This is a genomic window from Variovorax sp. TLI9-5A, from assembly GCF_056867935.1.
In genome coordinates, this window is the sequence record NZ_CP200310.1 from 435,416 (window position 1) to 455,945 (window position 20,530).

At 69.4% G+C, this 20,530-nt stretch carries 15 protein-coding genes; 11 read left to right on the forward strand and 4 right to left on the reverse strand.

What is annotated here, in order from left to right; all coding sequences use genetic code 11:
• The first annotated feature begins 3 nt into the window (after positions 1-3).
• From AC1VNX_RS02135 to AC1VNX_RS02150, 4 genes are all read left to right on the forward strand, one after another.
• Positions 4-4,200 (forward strand): YhdP family protein, encoded by a 4,197-nt coding sequence (locus AC1VNX_RS02135; protein WP_483155269.1) that lies wholly within the window; start codon positions 4-6, stop codon positions 4,198-4,200.
• The gene (locus AC1VNX_RS02140) at positions 4,197-5,012 is read left to right on the forward strand and encodes a carbon-nitrogen hydrolase family protein (RefSeq protein WP_483155270.1); all 816 of its coding nucleotides are present in this window, start codon (positions 4,197-4,199) and stop codon (positions 5,010-5,012) included. Before AC1VNX_RS02135 ends, AC1VNX_RS02140 begins: the two co-directional genes overlap by 4 nt.
• Before the next feature lie 135 nt (positions 5,013-5,147).
• The gene (locus tag AC1VNX_RS02145; protein ID WP_483155271.1) at positions 5,148-7,193 is read left to right on the forward strand and encodes an ATP-binding protein; all 2,046 of its coding nucleotides are present in this window, start codon (positions 5,148-5,150) and stop codon (positions 7,191-7,193) included.
• Positions 7,194-7,236: 43 nt separating this feature from the next.
• Positions 7,237-7,866 (forward strand): response regulator transcription factor, encoded by a 630-nt coding sequence (locus AC1VNX_RS02150; RefSeq protein WP_483155272.1) that lies wholly within the window; start codon positions 7,237-7,239, stop codon positions 7,864-7,866.
• 22 nt (positions 7,867-7,888) lie between these two features.
• Here AC1VNX_RS02150 and AC1VNX_RS02155 read toward each other — a convergent pair whose 3' ends face one another.
• From AC1VNX_RS02155 to AC1VNX_RS02165, 3 genes are all read right to left on the reverse strand, one after another.
• Entirely contained in the window at positions 7,889-8,452 is a 564-nt protein-coding gene (locus AC1VNX_RS02155) for an OmpA family protein (protein WP_483155273.1), read from the reverse strand.
• Between the two features lie 89 nt (positions 8,453-8,541).
• Complete coding sequence (locus tag AC1VNX_RS02160; protein WP_483155274.1) at positions 8,542-9,201, reverse strand: YiaD family glycine zipper/OmpA-like lipoprotein; 660 nt, start codon at positions 9,199-9,201, stop codon at positions 8,542-8,544.
• Positions 9,202-9,397: 196 nt separating this feature from the next.
• Entirely contained in the window at positions 9,398-9,562 is a 165-nt protein-coding gene (locus AC1VNX_RS02165) for a hypothetical protein (protein ID WP_483155275.1), read from the reverse strand.
• Here AC1VNX_RS02165 and mltA point away from each other — a divergent pair.
• Both mltA and AC1VNX_RS02175 read left to right on the forward strand, forming a co-directional pair.
• Positions 9,561-10,709 carry a murein transglycosylase A gene (mltA, locus tag AC1VNX_RS02170; protein ID WP_483155276.1) on the forward strand — a complete coding sequence of 383 codons (1,149 nt, stop codon included), beginning with the start codon at positions 9,561-9,563 and terminating at the stop codon, positions 10,707-10,709. The two genes, AC1VNX_RS02165 and mltA, sit on opposite strands and share 2 nt — an antisense overlap.
• A gap of 159 nt (positions 10,710-10,868) precedes the next feature.
• Complete coding sequence (locus tag AC1VNX_RS02175; protein WP_483155277.1) at positions 10,869-13,115, forward strand: PhoX family protein; 2,247 nt, start codon at positions 10,869-10,871, stop codon at positions 13,113-13,115.
• A gap of 17 nt (positions 13,116-13,132) precedes the next feature.
• On the opposite strand, the gene AC1VNX_RS02180 is transcribed toward AC1VNX_RS02175, so the two are convergent.
• Positions 13,133-13,606, reverse strand: a complete 474-nt coding sequence (locus tag AC1VNX_RS02180; protein ID WP_483155278.1) for an Lrp/AsnC family transcriptional regulator — start codon at positions 13,604-13,606, stop codon at positions 13,133-13,135.
• A gap of 105 nt (positions 13,607-13,711) precedes the next feature.
• Between AC1VNX_RS02180 and mdeB the strand changes: the two genes are divergently transcribed.
• From mdeB to AC1VNX_RS02205, 5 genes are all read left to right on the forward strand, one after another.
• A complete protein-coding gene (gene mdeB, locus AC1VNX_RS02185; protein ID WP_483155279.1) occupies positions 13,712-16,369 on the forward strand; it encodes an alpha-ketoglutarate dehydrogenase in 2,658 nt (885 codons plus the stop codon).
• 65 nt (positions 16,370-16,434) lie between these two features.
• The gene (locus tag AC1VNX_RS02190; protein ID WP_483155280.1) at positions 16,435-17,211 is read left to right on the forward strand and encodes a FadR/GntR family transcriptional regulator; all 777 of its coding nucleotides are present in this window, start codon (positions 16,435-16,437) and stop codon (positions 17,209-17,211) included.
• Between the two features lie 132 nt (positions 17,212-17,343).
• A complete protein-coding gene (locus AC1VNX_RS02195) occupies positions 17,344-18,678 on the forward strand; it encodes an MFS transporter (protein WP_483155281.1) in 1,335 nt (444 codons plus the stop codon).
• A 25-nt stretch (positions 18,679-18,703) separates the two neighbouring features.
• Positions 18,704-19,630: an L-threonate dehydrogenase gene (ltnD, locus tag AC1VNX_RS02200; RefSeq protein WP_483155282.1), complete on the forward strand. Its 927-nt coding sequence runs from the start codon at positions 18,704-18,706 to the stop codon at positions 19,628-19,630.
• Complete coding sequence (locus AC1VNX_RS02205) at positions 19,627-20,523, forward strand: alpha/beta fold hydrolase (RefSeq protein WP_483155283.1); 897 nt, start codon at positions 19,627-19,629, stop codon at positions 20,521-20,523. The genes ltnD and AC1VNX_RS02205 overlap by 4 nt, the downstream gene beginning before the upstream one ends.
• The last annotated feature ends 7 nt before the right edge of the window (positions 20,524-20,530 follow it).

The following is a 20,530-nucleotide window of genomic DNA, read 5'->3' on the forward strand; positions in this document are numbered from 1 at the left end:
TCAATGAACGACACGGCGTCTTCCCCTTCACGTCTGCTCAAAATCACCGCTGTGACGGCGCGCTGGCTGCTGGGTCTGTTGATCGCTGCATGGCTTCTGCTGGCGCTGTCAGTCGTTGTCCTACACGCGTGGATTGTGCCGCGAATCGGCGATTTCCGAGACGCGCTGGAGGCGCAGGCTAGCAAGGCCATCGGCGTGCCGGTGCGCATCGGATCGATCACCGCCCGCTCCGAAGGGCTTTTCCCGGCCTTCGAACTGCGCGACGTGGTGCTGCAGGACGCGGACAAACGCGAGGCCCTTCGCCTCGCGCGAGTGGTGGCCAGCGTGTCGCCGCGCTCGCTCTGGCGGCTCAACTTCGAGCAGCTCTACATCGAGGGCCCGCAGCTCGACGTGCGCCGCGACACTCAGGGAAAACTCCATGTGGCGGGTTTGCACATGGGCACCGATACGACCGGAGAAACCCGGGGTGCCGACTGGTTTTTCGCGCAGCGCGAGCTGGTCATCGAAGGCGGCACCGTGCGCTGGACCGACGAGCAGCGCCAGGCCGAACCCCTGCTGCTGACCGACGTGCGCTTCGTCGCGCGCAACAGCGCCCGGCGCCATGGCCTTCGGCTCGACGCCACGCCGCCGGCCGGCTGGGGCCAGCGCTTCACGCTGCGCGGCCAGTTCCGCCAGCCGCTGCTGTCCATCCGCAGCGGCCACTGGCAGACCTGGGACGGCCAGATCTATGTCGACCTGCCCTACATCGACGTCACCCGCCTCGGCCAGTACGTCTCGCTGGACGCGCGCATCCGCGAGGGCAACGGCGCGCTGCGCCTGTGGGCCGACGTGGACGACGGCCAGGTTGTCGGCGGCGCGGCCGACCTGGGGCTCGACAAGGTCGACGTCTCGCTCGACAAGGGCCTGCAGCCGCTGGTGCTGCGCGCCGTCACCGGCCGCCTCTCGGGCCAGCTCACCGAGGAAACGCTGGAGTTCGCCACCACCGCGCTGCAGTTCGACACCACCGACGGCCTGCGCTGGCCCGGCGGCAACCTGTGGCTGCAGCACACGCCCCCCAGGGGCCGCACGCCCGAGCACGGCGCACTGCGCGCCGACCGGCTCGACCTCGCCGCGCTCGCCCTCATCGCCGACCGGCTGCCGCTGGGCGACGCCACGCACCGCCTGCTCGAAGCCTATGCGCCGCGCGGCCTGGTCGAGCACGTCGACCTGAACTGGCAGGGCTCGCTGGGCGCGCCCAGCCGCTACCAGGCCAAGGGCCGGGTCAGCGGGCTGCGCATCGCTTCCCAGCCGGCGGCGGCCGATGCAGCGACCCCCGCTGCAACAACGGCAACGACGACCACCGCTACCACCACGGCACCGCACAGGATCCACAGCGGCACCCCCGGCCTCAGCGGTGCCACCGTCGACTTCGACGCCACCCACACCGGCGGCACCGCCACGCTCGCCATCGCGAAGGGCACGCTCGAATTCCCCGGCGTGTTCGAGGAACCGATCATTCCCGTCGACCGGCTCTCCACGCAGCTGCAATGGAAGCTCGACAACGGCAATGGCAGCGCCCAGCTGCAGATGTCCAGGCTCAGCTTCGCCAACGTCGATGCCGAGGGCGAGGCCCAGGCCAGCTGGCGCACCAGCGATCCGGCCACTTCGAGCAGCAAGTCCCGCTTTCCCGGCGTGCTCGACCTGCAGGGCAAGCTCACGCGCGCCGACGGCACGCGCGTGTTCCGCTACCTGCCGATGGACATTCCCCAGCACACGCGCGACTACGTGCGCGAGGCCGTCACCAAGGGCGTTGCGAGCAGCGTCGACTTCCGCGTGCGCGGCGACCTCCACGACATGCCGTTCAAGGACCCGAAGCAGGGCGACTTCCGCATCGTCGCCAAGGTGTCCGACGTCAACTACGCCTACGCGCCGCCCTCGGTCACGAACACCACGCCCTCGCGCAACGGCACGCCTGCGCGCGTGTGGCCGCCGCTCACGGGCCTTTCGGGCGAGCTGGTGTTCGATCGCGACAGCATGCTGGTGCGCAACGCGCGCGGCCGACTGGCCGGCACCACCGGCGTCGAGGTGACGAAGGGCGAGGCGTCGATCCCCGAGCTTTCGCATCACGCGCAGGTGCTGCGCGTCGACGTTCAGGCCAAGGGCCCGCTGGGCGAGGTGCTGCGCGCGGGCGCGCCGCTGGCGGGCCTCGAGCCGGGCGGCGTGGGCGAGATCATGCAGGCCGCGCGCGCCACCGGTCCGGCCGACTACAAGCTGCACCTCGAATTGCCCCTGGAGGCCATGGACAACGCCAAGGTGCAGGCCAGCGTGGTGCTGGCCGACAACGAGCTGCAGGTGGTGCCCGAGGCGCCGACGTTCACGCAGACGAAGGGCACTGTCAGCTTCACCGAAACCGGCTTCTCGCTGGCCGGCGTGCAGGCCAGGCTGCTGGGCGGCGACATCCGCGTCGAAGGCCGCGGCCGCTTCTCGGGCCCCAACCGCGAAGTCGCGCTGAAGGCGCAGGGCACTGCCTCCGCCGACGGCCTGCGCGGCGCGCGCGAGGTCGACTGGCTCGCGCGCCTCGCGAAGAAGGCGACCGGCAGCACGCCCTACGCCGCCACCTTCTCGGTGCGCGACGGCACGCCCGAGTTCTCGCTCACCAGCAGCCTGCAGGGCCTGGCGCTGCAGCTGCCGCCGCCGCTGGTGAAGACGGCCGAGGAGCAGATGCCGCTGCGCATCGAGAAGAAGGTGCTCGCGCGCGAAACCACGAAGCAGGGCGCCACCGTTGCCACGCAGGACCAGCTCTCGCTGGACCTCGGCCGTGTCGGCGCCGTCCAGTACGTGCGCGATCTGGTCGGCAGCGAGGCGCGCGTGCTGCGCGGCAGCATCGGCGTAGGCCTCGCGCAGGGCGAGACGGCCAGCCTGCCCGACAAGGGCGTGTTCGCCAACGTCAACGTCGCCAAGCTCGACATGGGCGCATGGCAAGCGTTGCTCGGCGAGGCCACGGGCACGAGCATGGAGCCCCCGGAGCGCGCCGACGATCCGTCGACGGCCTACCTGCCCACGCGCATCGCGGTGCGCGCGCAGCAGCTGGGCGTCGCGGGCCGCACGCTGCACAACGTGGTGCTCGGCGGCACGCGCGAAGGCAGCGTCTGGCGCGCCAACATCGACGCCACCGAGCTCAGCGGCTATGCCGAATACCGCCATGCGCAGGCCGGGCGCCTCTACGCGCGGCTCGCGCGGCTGAAGATCGCGCCTTCCGAAGCCACGCAGGTCGAGGCCCTGCTCGACGAGCAGCCCGGCAACCTGCCGGCGCTGGACATCGTCATCGACGACTTCGAGCTGCTGGGCAAGCGCCTGGGCCGCGCCGAGATCGACGCGGTCAACCGCGGCGGCGCGGGCCGCGAGTGGCTGCTCAACAAGCTGACCTTCACCATGCCCGAGGCCAGCTTCGCGGCCAAGGGCACCTGGGCCGCGGTGCCCGGCGCGGCGGCTGGCCAGCGCCGCACCGCCATGACCTTCAGGCTCGACGTGGCCGATGCCGGCGAGCTGCTCACGCGCTTCGGCATGCCGGGCGTGCTGCGGCGCGGGCACGGGCGGCTCGAGGGCGACGTCAACTGGCGCGGCTCGCCTTTCTCGCTCGACTACCCGAGCCTCGGCGGGCAGCTGCAGGTCGACGTGGAGCAGGGCCAGTTCCTCAAGGCCGACCCGGGGCTGGCCAAGCTGCTGGGCGTGCTGAGCCTGCAGGCGCTGCCGCGCCGGCTCACGCTCGATTTCCGCGACGTGTTCAGCGAGGGCTTCGCCTTCGACTTCATCCGCGGCGACGCGAAGATCAGCAAGGGCATCGCCAGCACCAACAACCTGCAGATGAAGGGCGTGAACGCCGCCGCGCTGATGGACGGCTCGGCCGACATCGTGCGCGAGACGCAGAACCTGCGCGTGGTGGTGGTGCCGGAGATCAACGCCGGCACCGCCGCGCTGGTCGCCACCGCCATCAACCCGGCCGTCGGCCTGGGCACCTTTCTTGCGCAGTGGGTGCTGAGCAAGCCGCTCGCGGCCGCCGCCACGCAGGAGTTCCACATCGAGGGCACCTGGACCGACCCCAAAATAGCGAAGGTGCCGCGCACGCTGCAGCTGCTGCCGCAGAGCATTCCCGGCGTGCCAGGCCTGCCGCCCGCCTCGCAGACCGCGGACGACGGCAAGAAAACGGAGAACAAGCAATGAAAGTCGCAGCCATCCAGATGGTGTCGGCCATCGCCCGCGAGGCCAATCTCGCGCGTGCCCACGACCTGCTCGCGCAGGCGGCCGCGGCCGGCGCCGAGCTCGCGGTGCTGCCCGAGTATTTCTGCATGATGGGCGCGCGCGACACCGACAAGCTGGGCCTGCGCGAAACCGCGGGCGCGGGCACGGTGCAGGGCTTCCTGGCCGACGCGGCGCGCGAGTTCGGGCTGTGGATCGTCGGCGGCACGCTGCCCATCGAGAGCACCGACGCCGAGCATGTGTTCAACAGCTCGCTGGCCTTCTCGCCCGACGGCCGCTGCGTGGCGCGCTACGACAAGATCCATCTCTTCTTCTTCGACAACGGCACCGAGCGCTACGACGAGCGCCGCGTCATCGCGCCCGGCGCGAAGCCGGTGGTGTTCGAGCTGCCTTCGCGCGACGGCCACCGCTGGCGCGTGGGCATGAGCGTGTGCTACGACCTGCGCTTTCCCGAGCTGTACCGCGCGCTTGCGAAGCAGGGCGCCGACCTGCTGCTGGTGCCCAGCGCCTTCACCCGCACCACCGGCGCCGCGCACTGGGAGGTGCTGCTGCGCGCCCGCGCCATCGAGAACCTGGCCTGGGTGGTCGCGCCCGCGCAGGGCGGCACGCACGAGAACGGCCGCCAGACCTGGGGCCAGTCGCTGGTCGTCGACCCCTGGGGCACGGTGGTGGCGCAGCAGGCCACCGACGAAGGCGTGGTGCTGTTCGACATCGACGCCGCGAAGGTGCAGAGCTCGCGCACACAGCTGCCCGTGCTCTCGCACAGCGTGATCTAGAAATGACCCCCAGGCTTGCCCACTTCGTGTGGCCGCCAACCCCCTTCCAGGGGGCAACACCGGCGGCCCGGCGAAGCCGGTTCCGCGGTGTTCCTGGAATCGACTCTGCGCATCGCGGGCATCGGTGTCATCGGGATGTCTGATGCGTTGCTGACCGTCGCACCGCAGCGATGGGCGCTGCTGGCCTATGCGCGGCTGCGCTCGCTGTGGCAGCGCTGGTTCCTGTGGCTGCTGCTGGCGGTGCTGGTGTCGGTGCTGCTGGTCACGGTGGTGTGGCTTGCGGGCCGGCACGAGGTCGAGCAGGTGCAGGCCGCGCTCGATCGCGACACCGCCGACGCGGTCTCCGACCTGCGCAGCGGCTTCCAGCGCAACGCGCAGAGCCTGCGCGCCACGCAGGCGCCCGGCGCCGACGCCGCGAAGTGGTCGGAGGTGGCCTCGGCGCTGCTTCGCGAGCACCGCGAATGGCTGCGGCTCGAATGGCGCGATGCCGCGCTGCGCCCGCTGCAGGCCGTCAACACGCCCTACCGCATGCGCGTGCTCGACGAGGACACGCGCGGCCCCGAACAGTCCGACGTGACGCTGGCCTGCGCCGCCGCGCGCAAGCTCGGAGCGTCGGCGTATTCGCCCAGCCACTACGTGCCGATCGCCGGAGGCGGCGGCATCGAGGTGATGGAGCTGTGCGTGCCCATCGATGCAGGCGGGTATCTGGTGGCCAGCTATTCGCTGCGCGACGCGCTGATCGAGCTGGTCGGCCCCACGCTCACGCGCGGCCAGGAAGTGGCCTTCACCGAAGCCGACGGCACGCGGCTGGTGGCGCTGGGCAGCTCGCGGCGCACCGGCACGCGCGTGTTCACCTCGCAGCAGCTCATCGACCTGCCGGGTGCCGCGCTGATGCTGCGCGTGGACGGCTGGCGCGCGGCGCCCGACCTGTTTCCGAACATGCTCACGGCGCTGGTCACGGCGATCTCCATTGCGCTGGTGTCGGTGCTGGTGCTGCTCGCGCGCGACACGCGCCGCCGGCTGCGCGCCGAGCGCGACCTGGCCGACGCGCTGGCTTTCCGCAAGGCGATGGAAGACTCGGTCATCACCGGGCTGCGCGCGCGCGACCTGCAGGGCCGCATCACCTACGTGAACCCGGCCTTCTGCGAGATGGTGGGCTTCAGCCCCGAGGAGCTGATGGCCGGCAACGCGGAAGCGCCGTACTGGCCGACCGAGCTGGCGCACGAGTACCAGCAGCGGCAGGCGCGCCGGCTGGCGGGCGGCATGCCGCCGCGCGAGGGCTTCGAGTCGGTCTTCATGCGCAAGGACGGCACGCGCTTTCCGGTGCTGATCTTCGAGGCGCCGCTGATCAATGCGCACAAGGTGCAGACCGGCTGGATGAGCGCGTTCATCGACGTGAGCGAGCAGCGCCGCATCGAGGAGCTTTCGCGTGCCAGCCAGGAGCGCCTGCAGGCCAGCGCGCGGCTGGCCACCGTGGGCGAGATGGCCTCGCTGCTGAGCCACGAGCTGACGCAGCCGCTGGCCGCCATTGCCAGCTATGCGAGTGGCTCGCTCAACCTGCTGGGCCCCGACGCCAGGGGCGACCAGGGCGAGGTGGCGATGGCGGTGAAGCGCATCGCCGAGCAGGCCGACCGCGCGGGGCAGGTGATCCGCAGCGTGCACGACTTCGTGCGCCGGCGCGACCGCACGCGCGAGGCCGTGGCGCCGCAGGCGCTGATCGATGCGGTGCTGCCGCTGGTGCGGCTGCAGGCGCGCAAGCTGGGCGTGATCATCGAGGTGGTGCTGGAAGACCGCCTGCCCGCGGCCATGTGCGACCGCACCCTGGTCGAGCAGGTGCTGCTGAACCTCGCGCGCAACGCGATGCAGGCCATGGACAGCCCCGACAATGTCGGCAGTCGCGTGCTGCGGCTGCGAGTGGCGCGTGCCACGGCGGTGGGCGGCGCGGTGCAGGAAGACGGCCGGCGCTGGCTGGAGTTCTCGGTGGCCGACCTCGGCAGCGGCATCGGCCAGGATGTGGCCGAGCGGCTCTTCACGCCCTTCTTCACCACGCGCGCCGACGGCATGGGACTCGGCCTGAGCCTGTGCCGCACGGTGGTGGAGCAGCACGGCGGGGCGCTGGTGTATGAGCCCAACAAGCCGCGCGGCACCGTGTTCAGGTTCACGCTCCCGGCGGCGGCTTGAGCGCGCTTCGGACGACAAACAACTTTTTGCTGGACTTCATGGCATGCAACCGCTGATCGATGGCTTGATCTTCATCGTGGACGACGACGCCAGCGTGCGCGAGGCGCTGGCCTGGCTGCTGCGCTCGCGGCGCCTGGCCAGCGAGCACTTCGCGAGCGCCGACGCGTTCGAGCAGTTCCTCGACCAGGGCCCGCTGCCGCAGCAGCCGCTGTGCCTGCTGCTGGACGTGCGCATGCCCGGCACCAGCGGGCTGGTGCTGTTCGACCGCATCGTCGAGCGCGGCCTGCTGCCCGCGATGCCGGTGATCTTCCTGACCGGCCATGCCGACGTGCCCACGGCCGTCGACGCGGTCAAGCGCGGCGCTTTCGATTTCTGCGAGAAGCCCTTCTCGGACAACGCGCTGGTCGACCGCATCGAGCATGCGTTGAATGCATCGCTTCAGGCGCTGGAAGCGCAGCGCGCGCGCCGGGGACTGGCCGAGCGCGTCGGCGAACTGACCGAGCGCGAGCGCGACGTGATGCGGCTGGTGGTCGAGGGCCTGCCCAACAAGCTCATCGCCGACCAGCTCGCGATCAGCGTGCGCACGGTGGAGGTCCACCGCGCGCGAGTGTTCGAAAAGATGGAAGTGAAGTCGGCCGTCGAGTTGGCCAACCGCCTCAGGGAGTTGGGCTAGCCAGCTCCCGGCTCTGCCTGGATCAGGCCTTCTCCGCGACGAAGATTTCCACTCGGCGGTTCTGTGCACGGCCGGCGGCCGTGCCGTTGTCCGCCAGCGGCTCGCGCGAGCCGCGGCCGTCGGTGGTGATGGCCGTGGTCGAGACACCGCGGCTCACGAGGTGGTTGCGCACGCTGTCGGCGCGGCTCACCGAGAGGCGTTCGTTGCCTTCCTCGCTGCCGGTGTTGTCGGTGTGGCCGACCACGCGCACGCTGGCGGCGGTTGCGCTCTTCAGGCCTTCGGCCACCTTGTCGAGCACCTGCGCGAGGTTGCGCTTGACGTTGGCGCGGCCGGTGTCGAACGACAGTTCGTTCGGGATCACCACGTGAAGCTGGTTGTCGGTGGTCTGCTCGATGACAACGCCCGTGCCCTTGGTCGAGGCCTCGAGGTCGGTCTTCAGCGCGGCCAGGCGGGCGGTCCAGCTGTTGGCCGGAGCGGCCGGCGCGGCTGCGGGCGCGGGGGCCGGCGGCGGGGCCGACTGCGATGCGCAGCCCGCGATGAACAGCAACGCGGCGGCAGCCGCACCCGAAACAACAAACTTCCTCATGAGATTCCCTCTAAAAAAACCAATGGAACGGTAATGGCGGGAACCGGCCTTTCAGCGCGGCCGGTTTCCCTTCGTGCGCCGGAGATCGCTCAGCCTTGCGGCCCGCGCTCGCCCACGTAGATTTCGACGCGGCGGTTCTGCGCCCGGCCCGCGTCGCTGTTGTTGTCGGCGATCGGCTCGTGCGAACCGCGGCCTTCGATGCGGAAGATCGCCGCATTCACGCCGCGCGCCACGAGATAGTCTCGGGTGCTGGTGGCGCGTTCGACCGACAGGGGGTTGTTGATGGCGTCCGAGCCGGTGCTGTCGGTGTGGCCGATGATGCGCACCTCGGCGTTCGGGTTGTTGCGCAGGCCGCTGGCGAACTGGTCGAGCACCGGCGCGAAATTGGGCTTGATGTTGGCGCGGCCCACGTCGAAGGACACGTCGCTCGGGATCTGCAGCTTCAGCTCGTTGTTGGGCGTCTGCGTGACGGCCACGCCGGTGCCCTGCGTGGCGGCTTCCATCTGGCGCTTCTGGTTCTCCATGCGCTGCGACCACAGGTAGCCGCCGAGCGCGCCTGCCGCCGCACCGAGCACCGCGCCCGTGCCGATGGCGCCGCGGTTGCCGCCGGTGGCCGAGCCGATCGCGGCGCCGCCGAGCGCGCCGATGCCGGCACCGATGCCGGTGTTGCGCTGCGTGTCGGTCATGCCGCCGGCGCAGCCGGACAGGACGAGCGCGGCGGCTGTGGTGGCGAGTACGAACTTTTTCATGGCGATCCCTTTCAAGGTTGAATCAGGCGGGCACAGCTTAGCCTTCGGGGAGTACGCGATGGTACGGGCTCAAAGCCCTACGGAAAATAAGAAAAGTTTCGCCTTCGCGCATGAATGCTGCAATGATTGCTACTAAAGCAATAGCATTCGGGTGCTTGTCCGACACCGCCGCGCGGCTGGAGACTGCACAAGCAGTTCACGCTTCGGGCGGCGGCTTTCGGTCGGTGGTGCCGCGGCCGGCTTCGGGCTCGTCGTCGTCATCGTGCAATTCGCCCTTGTTGCGGCCCGAAAACATGGTCCACCAGATGATCAGGATGAACACGAGTCCCGCGGCGAGGGCTTCAAGCAGAATCAAACCCATGAGAAATGGACTCCAGTGGCTGGTCGGGCTTGTGATCGTAGCAACGCTCGCCGCCTGTTCCACCGGCCCGCGCACCCCCGAGCCGCCTATCCGCCCCCCCGTCAGCCAGCCGCGCGACCTCGGTCCGCTCACCGGCTCGCTCGCGCACCCCAAGAGCCGGTGGGTGCCCGTCGGCTGGGGCGAGCTGCCCGGCTTCGGCGAAGACCCGCTGCACGAGGCGTGGATCGCATTGCTTGCGAACTGCTCGCGCCCCAACGCCGCCTTCGCGCCGCTGTGCCGCGACGTGCGCCAGCTCGCCATCGCCACCCCCGAAGAGCAGCGCCAGTGGATGACCGAGCGGCTGCAGCCCTACCGCGTGGAGGCGCTCAACGGCCAGATCGAGGGCAAGCTCACCAGCTACTACGAGCCGGTGTACGAGGCTTCCCGCGTGCCCACCGCCACCTTCAACGTGCCGATCTACCAGGCACCCGACGGCCTCGTGCCACGCCGCCCCTGGTACACGCGCCAGGAGATCGAGACCCTTCCCGAGGCCCAGGCCGCGCTGCGCGGGCGCGAGATCGCATGGATGGCCGACCCCATCGACGCGCTGATGCTGCACATCCAGGGCTCCGGGCGGCTGCGCATCACCGAGGCCAATGGCTACCAGCACACGGTGCGCATGGCCTTCTCGGCCACCAACGAGCAACCCTATCGCAGCGTGCAGCAGTGGCTGATGAGCCAGGGAGTGGCCAAGGTCGGCAAGTGGCCCGACGACACCAAGGCCTGGGCCGCGCAGAACCCGCAGCGCGTGACGCAGATGATGTGGAGCAACCCGCGCTACGTGTTCTTCCGCGAAGAAACCATGAGCGAGGTCGACGCCGCCTTCGGCCCGCGCGGCGCGCAGGGCGTGCCGCTCACCGCGGGCCGCTCCATCGCGGTCGACCGCGAGAGCATTCCCTACGGCACGCCCGTGTGGCTGGCTTCCAGCGGACCGGCGGCGCAGCTGCAGAAACTGGTGGTGGCGCAGGACACCGGCAGCGCCATCCTCGGCGCGGTGCGCGCCGACTACTTCGCCGGCACCGGCGCCGATGCCGGCCGCTTCGCGGCGAGCATGAACCAGCCGCTGAGGCTGTGGGCGCTGTGGCCGCGGCAGTTGCCGGCGCCCTGAGCGGTGGAATGCGCCAATCTGGATAAGGCTTCGATGAAGATTTTCTGAAAACACCTGATTCAACCTGACTGGAAGCTGATTAATTCACGGAATCGTCATACGAAGTGCCTAACTTCGCGGGCTGGTTTTCTCCCCAACCCACGAAGAAAGACATTGCGCATGACCGCAAACACCCGCACCGACGATCGCCCGGTCGAAATCGAAGACATCGGCACCAACACCACGTCGAACCCCTCGTTCACCGACCTGATCGCCTCGCGCCTGAGCCGCCGCCACCTGTTCGGCCTGGGCGTCGGCACCGCCGGCACCGCGCTGCTCCAGGCCTGCGGCGGCGGTGGCGGCGGCGGCACTGCCTTCCCCGTCCTTCCCCCTGCACCAGCCCCCGCCCCGGCGCCCGCTCCTTCTCCCGCGCCAAGCCCCGCCCCGATGAAGCTCGGCTTCAATGCCGTGGCCAAGAGCCTTGCCGACGTGGTCACCGTGCCGGCCGGCTACACCGCCAGCGTGCTGTACCGCCTGGGCGACCCGATCGCCACGAGCGTGGCCGCCTACAGGAACGACGGCACCGACGCAGCCGACACCTACGACCGCCGCGCGGGCGACCACCACGACGGCATGACCTACTTCGGCATGAACGCGTCGAACAAGTGGGACCCCGCCGGTGCATCGCGCGGCCTGCTGGTGATGAACCACGAGGCCATCACGCCGCTGTTCCTGCATCCCACCGGCCAGACCATCGTCAGCGGCGCGCGCACCGTCGCCGACGAAGTGCTGCGCGAGTTCTACCTGCACGGCGTGAGCGTGATCGAGGTCAACAAGAGCGGCAACGCATGGAGCTACAAGCAGGACTCGGGCTTCAACCGCCGCGTCCACACGCTCACCGAGATGAGCTTCTCGGGCCCGGCCGCCAAGACCGACTACCTGAAGACCAAGTACTCGACCGACGGCAGCAAGACCCGCGGCACGCTCAACAACTGCGCCAACGGCACCACGCCGTGGGGCACGTACCTCACCTGCGAGGAAAACTGGGCTGGCTACTTCCGCCGCATCGCCGCCAACGACAATGCCAACCGCACAGCCAAGGAGCTGGCGTCCTTCAGCCGCTATGGCGTTTCGAGCACTGGCCGCGAACTGTGGGCCACCGTCACGCCCGATACGGCCGACAACCTCTACGGCCGCTGGAACACCGAAGTCGTGGTCGTGGGCGGCACCGCCACCGACGACTACCGCAACGGCTCCAACACCTACGGCTGGGTCGTCGAGATCGACCCGTTCAACCCCACGAGCACGCCCAAGAAGCGCACCGCGCTTGGCCGCTTCGGCCATGAAGGCGCATGCCTGGGTCCGGTCGTGGTCGGCAAGCCGCTGGTCTGGTACATGGGCGACGACTCGCGCAACGAGTACATCTACAAGTTCGTCTCCACGAAGAACTGGGACGCGGCCGACATCGGCGGCGGCATGGCCGCTGGCGACAAGTACATGGACGACGGCAAGCTCTATGTCGCCAAGTTCAAGGCCGACGGCACGGGCGACTGGCTCGAGCTGAAGCTTGGCGTCAACAACATCACCGCGAGCTACTCCGCCTATGCCTTCGCCGACGTGGCCGATGTGGTGGTCAATGCGCGCCACGCTGCCGACGCCGCCGGCGCCACGAAGATGGATCGCCCCGAGTGGACGGCCGTCAATCCGAAGACCGGCGAGGTCTACGTCACGCTGACCAACACCAACGCCAACTCGCGTCCGATCGGGAAGACCGACGCCGCCAACCCCCGCTTCTACAACGACAAGACGACCGCCGGCGCCGATCAGAAGGGCAATCCGAACGGCCACATCGTGCGCTTCGCAGATGCTGGCGGCGACCCCGCTGCCGTCACCTTCAAGTGGGACGTATACCTCTTCGGCGCGCGCTCTACCGCATCGGCCGACGTGAACCTGTCCGCCCTCGGCGCCGACAACGACTTCTCCAGCCCCGACGGCATGTGGTTCAGCCAAGCCGCTCCCGGTCTGCTGTGGCTGGAGACCGACGACGGCGCGTACACCGACGTGACCAACTGCATGCTGCTGGCTGCCCTGCCGGGCAAGGTCGGCGACGGCGGCGCGAAGACCATCACCAACGTCGACGGCTCCACCACCGCCACGCAGGCCACCTTCGTCGGCAAGGCGCCGGGCACAGACGGCTTGCGCCGCTTCCTGGTCGGGCCGATCGACTGCGAGATCACCGGCATCGCCGAATCGGGCGACGGCCGTGCGCTGTTCGTGAACATCCAGCACCCGGGCGAGAACACGGCCAAGGCCGACATCTCCGATCCGACGAAGTTCCTGAGCCACTGGCCGGAAGGCGGCAACGCCCGCCCGCGCTCGGCGACCATCGTCATCACGAAGAACGACGGCGGCCTGATCGGCCTCTGATCGATCTCCGAGGGTCCCTACAGCGGCGCTGCCGGCAACGGCAGCGCCGTTTTGTATCGCACTTGCTTGAGCGCAAAGCTCGAGCGGATCTTCTCGATCCCCGGAATCGGCGTGAGCTGTTCCAGGATGAATTTCTCCAGCGCCGCCATGTCCGCCACCGCGATGCGGATCAGGTAGTCGCTGTCGCCCGTCATCAGGTAGCACTCCATCACCTCGTCGTGCTCGGCGATGCGCTGCTCGAAGTCGGCGAGCGACTGCTTGCTCTGCGTGGTGAGGCTGATCGAGATGAACACGTTGAGCCCCAGGCCCAGTGCCTTGGCGCTGGCGAGGGCGACGTAGCGGTCGATCACGCCGTTGGCCTCCAGCACTTTCACGCGCGACAGGCAGGGCGACGGCGAGAGGTGCACGCGTCGCGCCAGCTCCACGTTCGACAGCGCGCCGTCGCGCTGAAGCTCGTCCAGGATGCGCAGGTCGATGGCGTCGAGTTGCATGAAATGCCGTATGGATTGAACTTCACGGAATTTTATGCTGCGACGCCTGCATGGGCTTGGCGCTGCCGGTAGCTAATTTTGCTCACTGCGGCCTAAAGTGCCGTCATGAACGCCCCGATTTCGCCCGACCAGATGCGCGCCTTGCTGCTGGATGAAACGCAGCTCTCGCACGACCCCGACCCCGCCGAGACCGCCGAGTGGCGCGATGCCTTCGTTGCGCTGGCGCAAACGCAGGGGCCGCAGCGCGCCAGGCAGATGCTGGCCGAGCTGGCCCGCCTTGCGCGGCAGCAGCGCATCGGCTGGCAGCCCGAGCTGGCAACGCCGTACGTCAACACCATCGCGGTGGAAGACCAGCCGCCCTTCCCGGGCGATCTCGCCATCGAGGAAAAGCTCGCCTCGCTGATGCGCTGGAACGCGCTCGCGATGGTGGCCAAGGCGAACCAGGCGTATGGCGAGCTCGGCGGCCACATCGCCAGCTACGCGAGCGCGGCCGACCTGTTCGAAACCGGCTTCAACCACTTCTTCCACGCGCGAAGCGAACACCACCGCGGCGACCTCGTTTTCTTCCAGCCGCACAGCGCCCCCGGCGTCTATGCCCGCGCGTACCTCGAAGGCCGCCTGAGCGAGGAAGACCTGAAGCACTACCGCCAGGAGCTCACCGCGCCCGCCTTCGCCAGCGGCAGCGGCGCGCGGGGCCTGTGCAGCTATCCGCACCCGTACCTGATGCCGGACTTCTGGCAGTTCCCGACCGGCTCGATGGGCATCGGCCCCATCAGCTCGATCTACCACGCGCGCTTCATGCGCTACCTCACGCACCGCAACCTGCTGAACTGCGAAGGTCGAAAAGTGTGGGGCGTATTCGGCGACGGCGAGATGGACGAGCCCGAATCGATGAGCGCATTGACGCTCGCCGCGCGCGAGAAGCTCGACAACCTCGTGTGGGTGGTCAACTGCAACCTGCAGCGCCTCGACGGCCCGGTGCGCGGCAACGGCCGCATCATCGATGAGCTCGAGAAGCTCTTCGCCGGCGCCGGCTGGAACGTCGTCAAGCTCATCTGGGGCAGCGACTGGGACGGCCTCTTCGCGCAGGACGTGAGCGGCGCGCTGGCCCGCGTGTTCGCCAACACCGTCGACGGCCAGATGCAGACCTTCGCGGCCAAGGACGGCCGCTTCAACCGCGACAACTTCTTCGGCCAGAACCCCGAGCTCGCGCGCCTGGCCGAAGGCATGACCGACGAGCAGATCGACCGCCTCAAGCGCGGCGGTCACGACCTCGTGAAGATCCACGCCGCCTACGCGGCTGCGGCCAGGCACAAGGGCCAGCCCACCGTGATCCTCGCCCACACCAAGAAGGGCTATGGCATGGGCAGCGCCGCGCAGGGCAAGATGACCACGCACTCGCACAAGAAGATGGGCGACGTCGACCTCATCGAATTCCGCGACCGCTTCAACCTGCCGCTGACCGACGCGCAGGCCACCGCGATGGACTTCTACCGCCCGGCCGAAGACAGCGCCGAGATGCGCTACCTGCGCCAGCACCGCGAGGCGCTCGGCGGCGCCATGCCGCGCCGCGAGACCGCCTGCGAGGTGGTGGCCAAGCCCGACATCGCGAGCTACGCGCAGTTCGCCACCGTCGCCGGCGGCAAGGAGATGAGCACCACCATGGCCTTCGTGCGCATGCTGGGCAACCTGATGAAGGACAAGGCCCTGGGCCCGCGCATCGTGCCCATCGTGGCCGACGAGGCGCGCACCTTCGGCATGGCCAACCTGTTCAAGCAGGTCGGCATCTATTCGAGCGTGGGCCAGCGCTATGCGCCCGAAGACATCGGCTCGGTGCTGAGCTACCGCGAGGCCACCGACGGGCAGATCCTGGAAGAGGGCATCAGCGAGGCCGGCGCCATCGCGAGCTGGACGGCCGCGGCCACCAGCTACAGCGTGCACGGGCTGGCGATGCTGCCCTTCTACATCTACTACTCGATGTTCGGTTTCCAGCGCGTGGGCGACGCGATCTGGGCTGCCGCCGACCAACGGGCGCGCGGCTTCCTGCTGGGCGCCACCTCCGGGCGCACCACGCTCGGCGGCGAGGGTCTGCAGCACCAGGACGGCAGCAGCCACCTCGTGGCCGCGACCATTCCCAACTGCAAGGCCTACGACCCGGCCTTCGCGGGCGAGATGGCGGTGATCGTCGACGCGGGCATCCGCGAAATGATGGTCGAGCAGCAGGACGTGTTCTATTACGTCACGCTCATGAACGAGAACTACGCGCAGCCCGACGTGCCGGCCGGCGCGGAAGGCGACATCCTGCGCGGCTGCTATCGCTTCGGCACCTATGCGCCGGCATCGGGCGGCAAGGCGAAGAAGAAAGTGACGCTGATGGGCTCGGGCGCGATCCTCACCGAGGTCGTCAAGGCCGCGCAGCTGCTGGCCGACGAGGGCATCGAGGCCGAGGTGTTCAGCGTGACGAGCTGGAGCGAACTCGCGCGTGACGGCCTGGCCTGCGAGCAGCGCGCCTTGGCTGGCGAGAAGGCCGATACGCCATTCATCGCGCGGCAGCTCGGTGCCGGAAAGGCGCCGATAGTCGCAGCCACCGACTACGTGCGCGCCGTGCCCGAGAGCGTTCGCGCCTTCCTGCCCGAAGGCCGCCGCTACATCACGTTGGGCACCGACGGCTTCGGGCGCAGCGACACGCGTGCGGCGCTGCGGGGCTTCTTCGGTGTCGATGCGAAGAGCATCGCGAACGCTGCGCGCCACGCACTGAGCTGACCTGCAGCAGCCGCGAAAGTGGCGGGCCCTGCGTTAGAGTCGCAGGCCCCACCACCTTCGCGCCCATGACCGCCCGCTTCCAGTCCATCGCCCCCGCTGTCCGCCTGGCCGACCAGGTGGCCGATGCGCTCGCGGCCGAGGTGCGCAGCGGGCGCCTGTCGGAGGGCGACCGGCTGCCCACCGAGACCGCGCTGGCCGAGCAGTTCGGCGTGAGCCGCACCGTGGTGCGCGAAGCGGTGTCGCGGCTGAAGTCGCTGGGGCTGCTCGATTCGCGCCAGGGCAGCGGCGTCTACGTGCGCGCCGCCGGCGTCGAGCCGCTGCGCTTCGAGATGCCGCATGTGGCCTCACGCGAGGCGGTGATCCAGATGGTCGAGCTGCGCCGCGCGCTCGAGGCCGAGGTGGCCGCGCTGGCGGCCGAGCGGCGTACGGAAGAGGACGTGCAGCGCATCCGCGACGCCATCGCCGCATTGCACGCGGCGGTCGAGGCCGGCGGCAACGGGGCGGACGAGGACGTGCTGTTCCATCGCGCCATCGCCGAAGCCGCGCGCAACCCGTTCCTGATCGGCACGCTGCAGTACCTGCGGCAGTTCCTGCACGGCGCCACCCGCGTCACGCGCGCCAACGAGGCGCGCCGCGCCGATTTCGCGCGCGAGGTGGCGCAGGAGCATGCGCGCATCGTCGAGGCGATCGAGGCTGGCGACCCGCTGCGCGCGCGCGAGGCCGCCAAGAGTCACATGGACAACGCGATCCGCCGCATCGAGCAGGCCGATCCGGTGTTCTGGCAGCAGGAGGGCGAGCAGCTCGCCCGTCCGCTGGTCGAAGGCTGGCCGGTCGGCGGCTGAGCCCGGCCGCCGATACACGAAGTCACCAGAAAGCCGCTGAAAGGCGGCCGTCCCGAGGGTTTACCCGGGTCGGCCAGCAAAACCTAGATTTGTATGATGACCTGACAAATCATCCGAGACAAAGCTTTTTTCATGACTTCCTCGACCCTCCCGGCCGGCGCCGCATCGTCCGCCGCCGCATCTGCCGCCGACGCAGCGCTCGAAAAGCGCGCCTACGCCAAGGTGTTCTGGCGCCTCGTGCCCTTCCTCATGCTCTGCTACGTGATCGCGTACCTCGATCGCGTGAACGTCGGCTTCGCCAAGCTGCAGATGGGCCAGGACCTGGGCTTCAGCGAAACCGTGTTCGGCCTGGGCGCGGGCATCTTCTTCCTGGGCTACTTCCTGTTCGAGGTGCCGAGCAACCTGCTGCTCAACCGCGTGGGCGCGCGCATCTGGATCGCGCGGATCATGATCACCTGGGGCCTGCTGTCGGCCTGCTTCATGTTCGTGAAGACGCCCACCAGTTTCTACATCCTGCGCTTCCTGCTCGGGCTGGCCGAGGCGGGCTTCTATCCGGGCGTGATCCTCTACCTCACGCACTGGTATCCGGCGCACCGGCGCGCGCGGATCATCGCGGTGTTCATGTCGGCCATTCCGGTGGCGGGCATCTTCGGCAACCCGCTGTCGGGCTGGATCATGGACAGCTTCCACGGCGTGTCGGCCATGAGCGGCTGGCAGTGGATGTTCCTCATCGAGGCCATCCCTGCCGTGCTCATCGGCGTGATGGTGCTGCTGTACCTGGACAACGGCATCGCCCAGGCGCGCTGGCTGAGCGCCGAGGAAAAGGCGCTGCTGCAGCGCGAGGTGGCGCGCGACGCCGCCCACGGCGCCAAGGGCCCGCACTCGGTGGCCGGCGTGTTCCGCGACGCGCGCATCTGGTGGATGGCCTTCATCTACTTCGCCTTCGTCATGGGCCAGTACGCGCTGACCTTCTGGCTGCCCACGCTGGTCAAGGCCACGGGCGTGCAGGGCAACCTGAACATCGGGCTGCTCAGCGCCATTCCCTTCCTCTGCGCCATCGTCGCGATGAACCTCTTCGGCCGCAGCGCCGACCGCCGCCAGGAGCGCCGCTGGCACCTGATCGTGCCCGCGCTGATGGGCGCGGTGGGCTTCACCGTGGCGGCCTCGTACACGCAGAACACGGCCGTGTCGCTCGCCTTCCTGTCGCTCGCCGCCGCCGGCGTGCTGACCTGCGCGCCGCTCTTCTGGTCGCTGCCCACGGCTTTCCTTTCGGGCACGGCCGCCGCCGCCGGCATCGCCGCCATCAACTCGGTGGGCAACCTTGCGGGCTTCGTGAGCCCCTATCTCATCGGCTACCTGAAGGACCTCACCGGCAGCACGCAGATCGGCATGTACGTGCTGGCCGGCGCGCTGGTGCTCGGCGCCATCGCCGTGTGGTTCACGCCGAAGCAACTGGTCAACCGTTGACCGACCAACATCGAAAGAACCCCGCATGACTTCCAGCAACAACACCCCCGTCGTCGGCCTCGTGGGCCTGGGCGCCATGGGCGCCGGCATGGCGCAGTCGCTGCGCCGCGCGGGCCATGCGCCGCATGTGTTCGACGTGCGCCGCGAGGCCGCCGAAGCCTTCGCGCGCGAGGGCGGCACGGCTTGCGCCACGCTGGCCGAGCTCGGTGCGCAGTGCGACATCGTGGTCAGCGTGGTGGTGAACGCCGCGCAGACCGAGTCGGTGCTGTTCGGCGACGGCACCGTGCCCGGCTGCGCCGCGTCGATGAAGCCCGGCAGCCTGTTCGTGATGTGCTCCACCGTCGATCCGAACTGGTCGGTGGCGCTCGAAGCACGCCTGGCGAAGCAGGGCATCCTGTACCTCGACGCGCCGATTTCCGGCGGCGCTGCCAAGGCCGCGAGCGGCCAGATGACGATGATGACCGCCGGCACCCCCGCCGCCTACGAGCGCGCCGGCACTGTGCTCGACGCCATGGCCGCCAAGGTCTACCGCCTGGGCGACAAGGCGGGCGCGGGCAGCAAGGTGAAGATCATCAACCAGCTGCTGGCCGGCGTGCACATCGCGGTGGCGGCCGAGGCCATGGCGCTGGGGCTGCGCGAGGGCGTGGACCCGGCGGCGCTGTACGAGGTCATCACGCACAGCGCGGGCAACAGCTGGATGTTCGAGAACCGCATGGCACACGTGCTCGCGGGCGACTACACGCCGCTTTCGGCCGTGGACATCTTCGTGAAGGACCTGGGCCTGGTGCTCGACGTGGCGCGCGCCAGCAAGTTTCCGCTGCCGCTGTCTTCCACCGCGCACCAGATGTTCATGCAGGCCTCGACCGCGGGATTCGCGCGCGAGGACGACAGCGCCGTCATCAAGATCTTCCCGGGCATCGAGGTGCCGGCCCCGAAGGGGAATGCCTCATGAGCGAACCGCAGACCAGCTTCGTCGACACGCCGCTGCTGCGCATTGGCTACGAGGAATGGAACCCGTCCGGCGCCGCGACCGTCGTGCTGGTGCACGGCTGGCCCGACAGCCCCCGCTGCTGGAACGGCGTCGCATCGCGGCTGGCCTCGGCCGGCTGGCGCGTGCTCGCGCCGGCATTGCGCGGCTTCGCGCCCACGCGCTTCCAGCACGACGACACGCCGCGCAGCGGCCAGCTCTCTGCGCTGGGCCGCGACCTGCTCGAGTTCATCGATGCGCTCGGCCTGAAGCAGCCCGCGCTGGTCGGCCACGACTGGGGCGCGCGTGCGGTGGCCAACGCCTGCGGGCTGCGGCCGGGCGTGGCGAGCGCGCTCGCGCTGATGTCGGTGGGCTATGGCACCAACGCACCCGACCAGCCGATGCCGCTCGCGCAGGCGCGCAACTACTGGTACCACTGGTACATGGCCACGCCGCGCGGCGAGCGCACCGTGCACGACGACCGCATCGCCTTCACCCGGATGATGTGGGACACCTGGGCGCCCGAAGGCTGGTACGAGCCCGCCGAGTTCGAGGCCACCGCCGCCGCCTTCGAGGGCGACGACTGGGCGCGCGTGGTGGTGCATTCGTACCGCCACCGCTGGGGCCACGCGCCCGGCGATCCGCACTACGCGGCCGACGACGCCGCGCTCAACCCCGCGCCCGTGCTCTCGGTGCCCACGCTGGTGCTGCACGGCGCGGCCGATTCCTGCAATCATCCCGACACCTCCGCCGGCAAGGAACGCTTCTTCAGCGGCCCCTACCGCCGCGAGCTGCTCGACGGCGTGGGCCACTTCCCGCAGCGCGAGGCACCCGAAGCGGTGGCCGACGCGCTGCTGCGCTTCCTGCCCGCGCTCTAGAAGAGAA